The following is an 11,995-nucleotide window of genomic DNA, read 5'->3' on the forward strand; positions in this document are numbered from 1 at the left end:
CGATGTCAATCCGGGGCGAGAAAACCGCGCAGGTCCGCGACGCCGCTCGCGATCGCCGCCGCGGCGTCGCGCTCCATCGTCCGGTAGCGGGCGAGCACCTCGGCGCCGAGCGGGGTCAGCCGCGCCGTGCCGCCGCCGCCGGCGCCGCCCTTCGAGGTCTCGATCAGCGGTTCGCGGAAGGCGGCGTTCATCTCGCGCACCAGCGTCCAGACGCGCTTGGCGCTCATCTCGAGCCGCTCGCCGGCGGCGGCGAGCGAGCCGGTCTGCGCGACCGCGGCCATCAGATCGGCCTTGCCCGGCCCGAGCGCGAAACCGGGCTTCAGCACGACCCGGAAGCGCAGGCCTTCGGTCTGGTTGGAGAAGCGCATCGTGCCGGGGTCCCGCCGTCTTGCCTTCGCCGTCGCGCGCGGCGAACGTCTGGAACGCATCTTGCTGACCTCGCCGCGCCACGTCCATGGGAGAAGATCGAGAATGAACCGCCGCCTCTCGCGCGCCCTCCTCGCGCTCGCCGCCTTCGCCGGCTCCAGCCTGCCGGCCTTCGCCCATCCCGGCATCGGCGGCGCGCACGGCTTCGCTCATGGCTTCGCGCATCCGCTCGGCGGGCTCGACCACACGCTCGCCATGGTCGCGGTCGGCCTGCTCGCGGTGCAGATCGGCGGCCGCGCGCTGTGGATGCTGCCCGCCGCCTTCGTGGCGGCGATGGCGGCGGGCGGCGCGCTCGGCGTCGCCGGCGTGCCGCTGCCCTTCGTCGAGATCGGCATCGCCGGCTCGGTGCTGGTGCTCGGCGCCGTGGTGGCTTTCGGCCGCGCGCTGCCGCTCCCCGCCGCGATGGCGCTCGCCGCCGTCTTCGCGGTCTTCCACGGCCATGCGCACGGCACGGAAATGCCCGCCGATGCATCAGGGCTTGCCTATGGATTGGGCTTCATGGTCGCGACGGGTCTGCTGCACACGGCCGGCCTTGCCCTCGGCCTCGCCGCCGGCCGGCTGGCGGAGCGAGCCGGCCCCGCGGCGCTGCGTCTCGGCGGTGCGGCGATCGCGGTCGCCGGCCTCGGCCTGATCGCCGGCTGAAGAGAAGGCGTTCGACAGCCGAGGAAGACCCTCACCCTGCCCTCTCCCGCGAGCGGGAGAGGGGACGCCAAGCGGCGCTCATCCGTTTCCGTTCGCCGATTCGGCCCATCCTCGGCCGCAATTTCCACGCAACCGACGCCGCATCCCTCTCCCGCGGGCGAAGTCGGCTGTTGCCGACTTCGCCTTTGCCGCGCTCGGCTCCTCAACAGCCGAGCCGAGTGGGGAGAGGGCCGGGGTGAGGGCCCTTCCCTACTCCGCCGCCTGTTCGAAGGGCGCCGGCGGCTCCCATTTCAGCTTCGGAGTGCGGGCGGCGCGGGTCTCGTCGAGGCGGCGGCGCGGCGCGTAGCGCGGCGCCGCCTTGAAGCGGTCCGTCTCGCCGGCCCGCGCCCGCATGGCGAGATCGCGCAGCGTCGCGACGAAGAGGTCGAGCGAGGCCTTCGATTCCGATTCGGTCGGCTCGATCAGCATCGCCCCGTGCACGACGAGCGGGAAATACATCGTCATCGGGTGATAGCCCTCGTCGATCATCGCCTTCGCGAAATCGAGCGTCGTCACCCCGGTGCCGTCGAGGAAGGAATCGTCGAACAGCACCTCGTGCATGCAGGGCCGGTCGCCGAAGGGCTGGCTGAACAGGTCGCGCAGCCCCGCCCGGACATAATTGGCGTTGAGGACGGCGTCCTCCGAGGCCTGCTTCAGCCCGTCCGCCCCGTGCGACAGCATATAGGCGAGCGCCCGCACATACATGCCCATCTGGCCGTGGAAGGCGACCATGCGGCCGAACGGCGTCTCGCCCTCGGCGAGCTCCGCCTCGCTTTCGACGAGCCGCGGCCCCTCCGCCTCCATCCTGACGAAGGGAAGCGGCGCGAAGGCGGCGAGCCGGTGCGACAGCACCACCGGCCCGGCGCCCGGTCCGCCGCCGCCATGCGGCGTCGAGAACGTCTTGTGGAGGTTGATGTGCATGGCGTCGACGCCGAGCTCGCCGACTTTCGCCTTGCCGACGATGGCGTTGAAATTGGCCCCGTCGCAATAGAAATACGCCCCCGCCTCGTGCACCGCCCGGGCGATCTCGACGACGTCGCGCTCGAACAGGCCGCAGGTGTTGGGGTTGGTCAGCATGATCGCCGCCACCTGCGGCGAGAGCAGCTTGCGGACCGCCTCGGGGTCGACCGTGCCGTCGGCGCGCGCCGGCACCGGCACGACGCGGAAGCCGAGCAGCGCCGCCGTCGCCGGATTGGTGCCGTGCGCCGATTCCGGCACCAGCACGATCGGCCGCGCCTCGCCGCGCGCCTCGACCGCCGCCTTGATCGCCATCATGCCGCAGAGCTCGCCATGCGCGCCGGCCTTGGGCGACAGGGCGACCGCCCGCATGCCGGTCATCTCGAGCAGCCAGCGGCCGAGCTCGGCCATCAGCTCGACCGCGCCCGAAACGGTCGAGAGCGGCTGCAGCGGATGGATGTCGGCGATGCCGGGAAGCCGCGCCATCTTCTCGTTCAGCCGCGGATTGTGCTTCATCGTGCAGGAGCCGAGCGGATAGAGCCCGCTGTCGATCGCATAGTTCTTCTGGCTCAGCCGCACGTAATGGCGCACCGCCTCCGGCTCGGACAGCCCGGGCAGGTCGATCGGGGCGCGGCGCATGTGCGCACCGAGGCGCGGCGCGAAGCGGCCGGGCTCGTCGAGATCGACGCCCGTCACGTCGTGCCGGCCGATCTCGAAGAGCAGCGGCTCCTCGACCGCGAGGCCGCGATTGCCGGTGAAGGTCCCGATCGGGGCGGCAGCGGCCGTCTCCGGCGCGGTCGGGCGGCCGACGCTGTTCATCGTCATCAGAGCACCTCCGCCAGCGCCGCCGCATAGGCCGCGCGGTCTTCGTCCGTGTTGATCTCGGTCGACGCGACGAGGATCAGGTCGGCGAGCTCCGGCCGGCCGGGCTCGAGGCGGGAGACCGGAACCCCGCCGAGCACGCCCCGTTCGGCGAGCGCCTCGACGACCGAAGCGGCGTCGCCCGGCACGCGCAGCGTGAATTCGTTGAAGAACGAGTCGTTGAGGACACTTACGCCGGCAAGCTCGGAAAGTGATTCCGCGAGCGCGACCGCGTTCATGTGATTGATGCGGGCGAGCCGGGCGAGGCCCGTTTCGCCGAGGAGCGTCGTGTGAATCGAGAAGGCGAGCGCGCAAAGCCCTGAATTCGTACAGATATTCGAGGTCGCCTTGTCGCGCCGGATGTGCTGCTCGCGGGTCGAGAGGGTGAGCACGAAGCCGCGCCGGCCGTCGGCGTCGACGGTCTCGCCGCACAGCCGGCCCGGCATCTGCCGGACATATTTCGCCCGCGTCGCGAAGAGCCCGACATAAGGCCCTCCGAACGAAAGCGCATTGCCGAGGCCCTGGCCCTCGCCGACGACGATGTCCGCCCCTTGCGCGCCCGGCGGCTCGACGAGGCCGAGCGACACCACCTCGGTGAAGACGGCGACGAGCAGCGCCCCGACCGCATGCGCCTTCTGCGCGATCGGCGCGAGGTCGATCAGCTGGCCGTAGACCGACGGGCTCTGCACGACGACGCAGGAGGTCTCGGCGTCGATCGCGGCGAGGATGTCCTCCGTGCCGGCGGGGTCGGGCGGCAGCGCCGCCACCGTGTCGGAGGCGAGCTTCGACAGGCCCTCGACGACCGCGCGGTAATGCGGATGCAGCCCGCCCGACAGCACCGCCTTCTTCCGCCGGGTGACGCGGTGCGCCATCAGCACGGCTTCGGCCGTCGCCGTCGAGCCGTCATACATCGAGGCGTTCGCCACCTCCATGCCGGTCAGATGGGCGACCTGGGTCTGGAACTCGAACAGAACCTGCAGCGTGCCCTGCGTGATTTCCGGCTGGTAGGGCGTGTAGCTCGTCAGAAACTCCGAGCGCTGGATCAGGTGGTCGACGCTCGCCGGGACATGGTGGCGATAGGCGCCGGCGCCGACGAAGAAGGGCACAGAGCCGGCGGCGACGTTCTTCGCCGCCATCCGGCCGATGGTCCGCTCGACGGAGAGCTCGCCCGCCCGCCTCGGCAGGTCGAGCGCGCCGACCCGCAGCGGCTCGGGGATGTCGAGGAAGAGGTCGTCGATCGCGCCGACGCCGATCGCCCGCAGCATCGCCTGCCGGTCGGCCTCGGAATGGGGGAGATAGCGCATCACCTGTCTCCAACGCCCGTCAGGGCCGGGCTCGACCCGGCCATCCACGTCTTCGGTGGGGCGGGCAGAAATGCGAGGGAGCCCGGACGAGACCCGGGCATGACGGCTGCGTGGGCTAGAGCGTCTCGACGAAGGCCTTGTAGGCCGCCTCGTCCATCAGCCCGTCGAGCTCCGAGGGGTCGGAGAGCGCGATCTTCGCGAACCAGCCCTCGCCTTCCGGCGCCTCGTTGACCTTGCCGGGATTGTCGACGAGCGCCTCGTTGACGGCGGTCACCGTGCCGGAGACGGGCGCATAGACCTCGCTCGCCGCCTTCACCGATTCGACGACCGCCGCCTCGCCGCCCTTCTCGAGCGTCTTGCCGACCTCGGGCAGTTCGACGAAGACGACGTCACCGAGCTGTTCCTGGGCGTAATGGGAGATGCCGAAGACCGCCTCGTCGCCGGCGATCTCGATCCATTCGTGGTCCTTGGTGTAGCGCTTGCTCATCGGGGTCCTCTGGACGGCTCAGGCCGGCTTGCGGTGATAGCGGTGGGGAACGAAGGGGAGCGTCTCGACCCGGGCAGCAAGTTCCTTGCCGCGCACGACGAGGACGAGCGGGGTTCCGGGCGCGGCGTGCCCGGCGGGCACATAGCCCATGGCGACGGGGCCGCCGGCGGTCGGGCCGAAGCCGCCCGAGGTGACGAGGCCGAGCGTGCGGCCGGCGGGGTCGCGGATCTCGGTGCCCTCGCGCGCCGGGGCGCGGCCCTCGGGCCGGATGCCGACGCGGCGGCGCGCCGCACCGGCGGCGAGTTCGCCGATGATCCGGCCGGCGCCGGGAAAGCCGCCCTCCTCGCGCCGCCGCCTCGCGATCGCGAAGGCGATGTCGGCCTCGACCGGCGAGGTCGCCTCGTCGATGTCGTGGCCATAGAGGCAGAGCCCGGCCTCGAGCCGCAGCGAATCGCGCGCGCCGAGGCCGATCGGCGCCACCTCCGGCTCGGCGAGCAGCGCCCGGGCGAGATCCTCGGCCCGGTCGGCGGCGACCGAGATCTCCCAGCCGTCCTCGCCCGTATAGCCGGAGCGGCTCAGATGGCAGGCAATGCCGTCGAAGAGGGCGGCCCGCGCCGTCATGAAGCCCATCGCCACCGCCTCGGGAGCGTGCCGGGCCATCACGGCGGCGGCGGCCGGCCCCTGCAGGGCGAGCAGCGCCCGGTCGTCGCGCGGGTCGAGCAGGATCCCCTCGGGCAGATTGGCGGCGATGTGGGCGTAGTCGATCGCCTTGCGCGCCGCATTGACGACGAGCATCAGCGCGCCCTCGTCCTGCGGGTCGGGCGAGCGGGTCACCATCAGGTCGTCGATGATGCCGCCCTCGGGCGTCGTCAGAACGGTGTAGCGGACCCGGCCGGGCGCGAGGCCGCGGAAATCGCCGGGCGTCAGCGCCTCGAGCGCCGCGGCCGTCGCTCCGTGATCGGGGCCGGTCAGCACCGCCTGCCCCATGTGCGAGACGTCGAACAGGCCGGCCTTCTCGCGCGTCCAGAGATGTTCGGCGAGGATGCCGGTCGGATATTGCACCGGCATCGCATAGCCCGCGAAGGGCACCATGCGGGCGCCGAGCGCGCGATGGAGCGCCGCGAGCGGGGTCTCGTGCAGTTCGCCGGTGGGCGTTTCGTCCGCCATCAGGTCCGCCTCGGGAAAAGGGCCAAGCGCACGGCACGGCCCTTCCGGTCCGCTCCGCGCCCCCTCTGTCCCGAGAACCTGAGAGATTTCCCGCGGCGACCCGCGGTTACTCCTTCGGTGAGCCGCCCTTGCGGGCCGCTGCTTTCCAGAGCGTCGCCGACCGTCCGGTCCGGTGGCCTGAGAGTTTCCGGGGCGGTTGCTCCTTCGGCGGCGTCGGGCCTTCGCCCATCGCCTCTCCCGGCGGTCGTCGGAACCGGCGGCGCGCCGCCGATTCGGCCGGACGGCGACGATCGCCCGGCTGGCAGCAATCTAGAGGCGGCGGCGGCCGAGTCAATCGGGCCGGAGGGTCATTCCGCCGCGGCGACGGGGGCGGCGTGCGCGACGCCGTGCGGCGCGGCGAGTCCCTTCGTCATGAGGCCGATCATCTCGGCCATGTAGTCGCCGAGGCCGGTGCCGTAGAACTCCATGTCGCGCTCATAGGAGTCGAGATAGGCTTGGCTCGAGGGCTGGACATAGCCGACATAGCCGCCGTTGAAGCTCGTCACCACGGCGTCGAGCCCCGCGCCGGCGAGGGCGCGGCGGAACGGCGCGGCGAGTTCGCCGCTATAGTCGCAGGGCGCCCCGACGAGGAGCGCGTCGCCGATCCGGAGCGCGTCGATGCGCGCCTCCTGCGGCAGGCCGATCACCCGCGTGAGCAGCCAGGGCCGCACCACGATCTCGGCGGAGATGCGGTATTGCGGCGGCGGCAGGGGCAGGCCGACCGTCGCGGTGGCGAGCGGCACGCGCTCGAGCGGCGTCGCCCGGACGAGCGCCTTCACCGTCTCCTCCGCGAGGCGCGTGCCGATCGCCTCGGGCTTGCCGCGGGTCGCGTCCTCGCGATTCGCCGACTGGCCGCCGACCGCGCCGGCCATGAAGAGGGCGACGTCATAGCCCGCGGCCTTCATCTGCCGTTCCCAGACGCCGGGATAGTCGCCGCTGATCCGCAGATCGCCGGCGCCGCGCGTCGTCGGATGCGCGCCATAGGAGCCGATCACCGCGGTCCGCCCGCCGGTCTGCCGGACCGCGAGCGCGAACAGGCCCCCGTCGACCGGAGCGGGCTCCTGCCGGTTGCGGTTCCAGGTCATCTCCGGCAGGTCGACCGTGGCGCTCGCGAGCGTCGCCGGCTTGAGGTCGGCGAGCGCGGCGCGGATCGCTTGCGCCGCCTGGGCCGTCATCCAGTCGACGAGGCCGGGACGGTAGGTGCCGCCGATCAGATAGCCGGCGAGGCCGCGATACCAGCCGCCCGGCGCGGTGTGGGTGTGGGTTCCGGCGAGATAGATGTCGTCGCCCGAGAGCCCGAGCGAGGGCAGCACGTCGCGCCGCAGCCGCAGCGCCACTTCGGGCGGCACCATCAGCATGTCCATGCCGAGCACGACGACCCGCCGGCCGCCGACCGCGAAGGCGACGGCATGAACCGAGACCGGATCGGCGACGCCGTCGATCCCCTTGCCGATGTGCTTCGAATAGCCGGCGAGCCGCAGCCCGACGAAACGGCCGGCGGCCGGATCGTCCGCCGTGCCGTCGAGCGTCGGGGTGAGCGTCGCCTCGCCGAAACCGGCCGAGACCGGCCCTTCCGCGATCGCGGGATGGGCGACCGCCGCGACGCGCGACAGCGCCGCCTCATAGAAGGGACCGTCGAAATAGGGCGTCTCGTCGAGCGGCTTCAGCGCGGTCAATGCGCCGATCGCCGTGAGCCCGGCGAGCACCAGCAGGACCCGACCCAGCCGTTTCAGGCGCCGCCGCGGCGGCCGATCTGCGCTCATCCGGACCTCTCCGCAAAGAGCCCTCCCCCGCCGCCGGACGGGACAGGATGAGGGCGGAAACCCTCTCCCGCCCCGCGTGAGAGGGCAGGGTGAGGGTCTTCTCTTGGCCGCCCGAAGGTCGACCGGCTAGCGCTTCGCGCCCGACTCGTCGAAGCCGATATAGAATTTGTAGCCGGCGCCGGGCGGACCCTGAGGCACGACGATGCCGTCCTCGATCTTCGAGAAATCGGCCGCGAAATCGGGCTCCGCGAGCGTCACGTCGAGCTTGTAGAGCTGCGAGGAGAGCACGGTCTCGCCGTCCTGGATCAGCGCGACGCGGATCGGCAGCGTCACCTTGCCGGCGCCGCCGGCCTGCCCCGCGATGACGCGGCCGGCAATGCCGAGCTTCACCACCGTCGCGCCGTCCTGCAGCCGGCATTCGCGCGCCGTATTGGTAATCGCCGCCTGCCAGCGCACCGGCGGCTCGACGCCCGTTTCGGTCTGCTCGCGGGTCGGCTTCGCCCGGACGACGAGCGCCTCGGTGCCGGGGCGGATCTCGATGCGGGGACATTTCGGCGTGGCGGCGAAGCGGTCGTCGGTGACGACCTCGGCCTTGCGCGCCTCCTGGGTCGCCGGGGCGCCGAAGATGCGGCCGGCGAAGCCTTCGCCCGAGCCGGGCCCGGAGCCCGTGCTCGAACAGGCGGCCAGAATCAGCGCCGCACCGGCCAAAGCCGCTCCCCGCGCCGCCCGCGCGCGACCAATCGCCTCTCTCATGACCACTCCCCTCGACGCCGAGCGGCGCCCTCTATAGCAGCGGGCGAGCATAAAGGCGACCGCGGCGGAAGGAAGGCGGCGAAAGCCGGTAAATGCGACAACTTGCCGGGGGACGCGGCGCTGGGCTAGGGTGCGGCCCGATGCGGCCCGTCCGATCGCGGCCCGCATCGGTGGAGGCGTTTCGTCTGTGAAATATGTGAGCACGCGCGGGCTCGCCCCGGCGCTCGGCTTTTCCGACGTCCTTCTGGCGGGTCTCGCCAGGGATGGCGGTCTCTATGTTCCCGAGGCCTATCCGCGCTTGTCGCCCGATGAGATCGCGGCGCTCGCCGGCCTTCCCTATGCCGAGGCGGCGTTCCGGCTGATCCGGCCCTTCGCGGGCGGCGAGATCGCCGATGCGGCGCTCGCCGCGATGTGCGCCGAGGCCTATGGCGCCTTCGGCCATCCGGCCGTCGCGCCGATCGTCCAGACCGCCCCGAACGCCTTCATCCTCGAGCTCTTCCACGGCCCGACGCTCGCCTTCAAGGACGTGGCGATGCAATTGCTCGGCCGGCTGATGGACCATGTGCTGACCGCCCGCGGCCGGCGCGCCACCATTGTCGGCGCCACCTCCGGCGACACCGGCGGTGCGGCGATCGAGGCCTTCCGCGGCCGCGCCGCGACCGACATCGTCATCCTTTTCCCGAAGGGCCGCGTCTCGCCGGTGCAGCAGCGCCAGATGACGACGGCGACCGAGGCGAATGTCCATGCGGTGGCCGTCGAGGGCACGTTCGACGACTGCCAGGCGATCGTGAAGGCGCTCTTCAACGATCACGGCTTCCGCGACCGGGTCGCGCTGTCGGGCGTCAACTCGATCAACTGGGCGCGCATCGTCGCGCAGGTGGTCTACTATTTCACCGCCGCCGTGGCGCTCGGCGCGCCGCACCGGCCGGTCTCCTTCACCGTGCCGACCGGCAATTTCGGCGACATCTTCGCCGGCTGGGTGGCGAAGCGCATGGGCCTGCCGATCGACCGGCTGGTGATCGCCACCAACGCCAACGACATCCTCGCCCGCACCCTCGCGACCGGCCGCTACGAGACGGCGGGCGTCGTGCCGACCTCCTCGCCCTCGATGGACATCCAGGTGTCGTCGAATTTCGAGCGGCTCCTGTTCGAGGCCTCGGGCCGCGACGCCGATGCCGTCCGCGGCGCCATGGCGAGCCTGTCGCAGTCCGGCGCCTTCGGCGTGCCCGCGGCGGCGCTCGCGGCGATGCGGGCCGATTTCGCCGCCGGCCGGGCGGACGAGACGGAGACCGCGGCGACGATGCGCGGCCTCCTCGATGCGGCCGGCTATCTCGCCGATCCGCACACCGCGGTCGCCCTCGCCGTCGCGTCCCGGTCCGCCGATCCGGCTGTACCGATGGTGACGCTCGCAACCGCCCATCCCGCGAAGTTCCCGGCCGCCGTGCGCGCCGCGACCGGCATCGAGCCGGCCCTGCCCGCGCGCCTCGCGACGCTGATGAGCGGGGAGGAGCGCTTCGCGGTGCTCGCCAACGATGCGGCCGCCGTGGCGCGCTTCGTCGAGGACAACGCCCGGGCGCGGCTTGAGGGAGTCTAGAGCATGACGGTGGAGGTGACCCGCCTTCCCTCGGGCCTGACGGTCGTGACCCATCCGATGGACCATCTCCAGAGCGCCGCGCTCGGCGTCTGGGTCGGCGCCGGCTCGCGCCTCGAGGCGCCGGACGAACACGGCATCTCGCATCTCCTCGAGCACATGGCCTTCAAGGGCACGGCGCGCCGCTCGGCGACCGACATCGCCGAGGAGATCGAGGCGGTCGGCGGCGAGGTGAACGCCGCGACGAGCGTCGAGACGACCTCCTATTACGCCCGCATCCTCAAGGACGACGCCCCGCTCGCCGTCGACATCCTCTCCGACATCCTGACCAATTCGGTGTTCGACCCCGAGGAGCTGGCGCGCGAGCAGCACGTCATCGTGCAGGAGATCGGCGCCTCGCTCGACACGCCCGAGGACCGCGTGTTCGACCTCTTCGTCGAGGCCGCCTTCCCCGACCAGCCGATCGGCCGCACCATTCTCGGCACCGAGGAGACGGTCCGCCGCACCGCGCGCGGCGATCTCGATTCCTATCTCGGCCGCCATTATCGCGGCCCGCAAATGGTGCTCGCCTCGGCCGGCGCCGTCGATCACGCCGCCCTCGTCGATCTGGCGGGCGACGTTTTCGGCGGGCTCGACGCCTCGCCCGGCCCGAGCGCCCAGCCGGCGCGCTATCGCGGCGGCGACCGGCGCGAGCGGCGCAAGCTGATGGAAGCCCAGATCCTGCTCGGCTTCGAGGGCGTGCCCTACAGTTCCGAGGATTTCCACGCCGCGCAGATCCTCGCCTCGGTGCTCGGCGGCGGCATGTCCTCGCGCCTCTTCCAGGAGGTGCGCGAGAAGCGCGGCCTCTGCTATTCGATCTATGCCTTCCACTGGAGCTTCAACGACACCGGCCTGCTCGGCGTGCACGCCGCGACCGGCGCCGAGGACGTCGACGCGCTGATGCCGGTGCTCGTCGGCGAGCTCGAGCGGGCGAGCGACGACCTGACGGAGGCGGAGGTCGCCCGCGCCCGCGCCCAGATGCGGGCGAGCCTGCTGATGAGCCTCGAGAGCCCGGCCGCCCGCGCCGGCCAGCTCGCCCGCCAGATGCTGCTGTTCGACCGGCCGATCCCGGTCGAGGAACTGGTCGAGCGCATCGACGCCGTCAGCGTGCCGCGCATCCGCGATCTCGCCCGCCGCCTGCTCTCCGGCGCGCCGCCGACCCTCGCCGCCATCGGGCCGATCGAGCGCCTGACCGAGCAGGAGCGCATCGCCGAGCGCCTCGGCAGCACCGCCCCGGCCTCCTAGGAGCGGCGCGTGGCCTTCCTGCGCACGGTCGTCCCGTATTCGACGCCGGTGCTCGGCGAGAATCGCGTCGTCCTGCGCTATCCGGCCATGGCCGATCATGCCGCGTGGTCCGTTCTGCGGGCCGAGAGCCGCGCCTTCCTCACCCCCTGGGAACCCGTCTGGGCGAGCGACGACCTGACGCGGAGTGCCTTCCGCCGCCGGTTGAGGCGCTACCAGCGCGAGATTCGCGACGGCACCGGCTTTCCCTTTCTCGTTTTCTCGGCGCCCGAAATGGTGCTCGTCGGCGGGCTGACGCTTTCCCATGTGGTGCGCGGCGTGACGCAATCCTGCTCGCTCGGCTATTGGGTCGGCGCCCGCTTCGCCCGCCGCGGCCTGATGAGCGCCGCCGTCCGCGCCGTGCTGCCCTTCGCCTTCGACACGCTGCGTCTGCATCGCGTCGAGGCGGCCTGCCTGCCGCACAATGCCGCGTCGATCGCGCTCCTCGAAAAAACCGGATTCACCCGTGAGGGCTACGCGCGGCGGTATCTCTGCATCGACGGTCGCTGGCAGGATCATCTGCTCTACGCGATCGTTTCCGACGATCCGCGGCGCTGACGCCGCCGCCGCCAATGCCGCCTTCCCCCGGGCGGTCTCGACGTCCGCCGCCGGCCGGGCCGAAAGGGCTTGTGCCGCCGGAGGAAGG

At 71.9% G+C, this 11,995-nt stretch carries 11 protein-coding genes and 1 riboswitch; of the genes, 4 read left to right on the top strand and 7 right to left on the bottom strand.

Annotation, left to right across the window (positions count from 1 at the left end; translation table 11 throughout):
• Window positions 1-5: 5 nt before the first annotated feature.
• Window positions 6-428 carry a winged helix-turn-helix domain-containing protein gene (locus tag GGQ63_RS05375; RefSeq protein ID WP_246429629.1) on the bottom strand — a complete coding sequence of 141 codons (423 nt, stop codon included), beginning with the start codon at window positions 426-428 and terminating at the stop codon, window positions 6-8.
• Window positions 429-471: 43 nt separating this feature from the next.
• Between GGQ63_RS05375 and GGQ63_RS05380 the strand changes: the two genes are divergently transcribed.
• Window positions 472-1,068, top strand: a complete 597-nt coding sequence (locus GGQ63_RS05380; RefSeq protein ID WP_183853322.1) for a HupE/UreJ family protein — start codon at window positions 472-474, stop codon at window positions 1,066-1,068.
• Between the two features lie 249 nt (window positions 1,069-1,317).
• On the opposite strand, the gene gcvPB is transcribed toward GGQ63_RS05380, so the two are convergent.
• From gcvPB to GGQ63_RS05410, 6 genes are all read right to left on the bottom strand, one after another.
• The gene (gcvPB, locus tag GGQ63_RS05385) at window positions 1,318-2,889 is read right to left on the bottom strand and encodes an aminomethyl-transferring glycine dehydrogenase subunit GcvPB (protein WP_183853324.1); all 1,572 of its coding nucleotides are present in this window, start codon (window positions 2,887-2,889) and stop codon (window positions 1,318-1,320) included.
• A complete protein-coding gene (gene gcvPA, locus GGQ63_RS05390) occupies window positions 2,889-4,229 on the bottom strand; it encodes an aminomethyl-transferring glycine dehydrogenase subunit GcvPA (RefSeq protein ID WP_183853326.1) in 1,341 nt (446 codons plus the stop codon). The genes gcvPB and gcvPA overlap by 1 nt, the downstream gene beginning before the upstream one ends.
• Window positions 4,230-4,344: 115 nt before the next feature.
• Window positions 4,345-4,716 (bottom strand): glycine cleavage system protein GcvH, encoded by a 372-nt coding sequence (gcvH, locus tag GGQ63_RS05395; protein WP_183853328.1) that lies wholly within the window; start codon window positions 4,714-4,716, stop codon window positions 4,345-4,347.
• Window positions 4,717-4,734: 18 nt separating this feature from the next.
• Entirely contained in the window at window positions 4,735-5,883 is a 1,149-nt protein-coding gene (gcvT, locus tag GGQ63_RS05400) for a glycine cleavage system aminomethyltransferase GcvT (RefSeq protein ID WP_183853330.1), read from the bottom strand.
• Window positions 5,884-5,938: 55 nt separating this feature from the next.
• Window positions 5,939-6,042, bottom strand: a riboswitch (glycine riboswitch).
• 188 nt (window positions 6,043-6,230) lie between these two features.
• The gene (locus GGQ63_RS05405) at window positions 6,231-7,685 is read right to left on the bottom strand and encodes a neutral/alkaline non-lysosomal ceramidase N-terminal domain-containing protein (RefSeq protein WP_183853332.1); all 1,455 of its coding nucleotides are present in this window, start codon (window positions 7,683-7,685) and stop codon (window positions 6,231-6,233) included.
• A gap of 126 nt (window positions 7,686-7,811) precedes the next feature.
• Window positions 7,812-8,438 carry a hypothetical protein gene (locus GGQ63_RS05410; RefSeq protein ID WP_183853334.1) on the bottom strand — a complete coding sequence of 209 codons (627 nt, stop codon included), beginning with the start codon at window positions 8,436-8,438 and terminating at the stop codon, window positions 7,812-7,814.
• A 187-nt stretch (window positions 8,439-8,625) separates the two neighbouring features.
• Between GGQ63_RS05410 and thrC the strand changes: the two genes are divergently transcribed.
• Genes thrC through GGQ63_RS05425 form a run of 3 tightly spaced genes read left to right on the top strand, consistent with a single transcriptional unit; the run spans window position 8,626 to window position 11,907 of the window.
• A complete protein-coding gene (gene thrC / locus GGQ63_RS05415; protein WP_183853336.1) occupies window positions 8,626-10,032 on the top strand; it encodes a threonine synthase in 1,407 nt (468 codons plus the stop codon).
• 3 nt (window positions 10,033-10,035) lie between these two features.
• Window positions 10,036-11,313 carry a M16 family metallopeptidase gene (locus tag GGQ63_RS05420; protein WP_183853338.1) on the top strand — a complete coding sequence of 426 codons (1,278 nt, stop codon included), beginning with the start codon at window positions 10,036-10,038 and terminating at the stop codon, window positions 11,311-11,313.
• A 9-nt stretch (window positions 11,314-11,322) separates the two neighbouring features.
• Window positions 11,323-11,907, top strand: a complete 585-nt coding sequence (locus GGQ63_RS05425; RefSeq protein ID WP_183853340.1) for a GNAT family N-acetyltransferase — start codon at window positions 11,323-11,325, stop codon at window positions 11,905-11,907.
• The last annotated feature ends 88 nt before the right edge of the window (window positions 11,908-11,995 follow it).

The organism is Prosthecomicrobium pneumaticum (assembly GCF_014199915.1).
GTDB lineage: Bacteria > Pseudomonadota > Alphaproteobacteria > Rhizobiales > Kaistiaceae > Prosthecomicrobium > Prosthecomicrobium pneumaticum.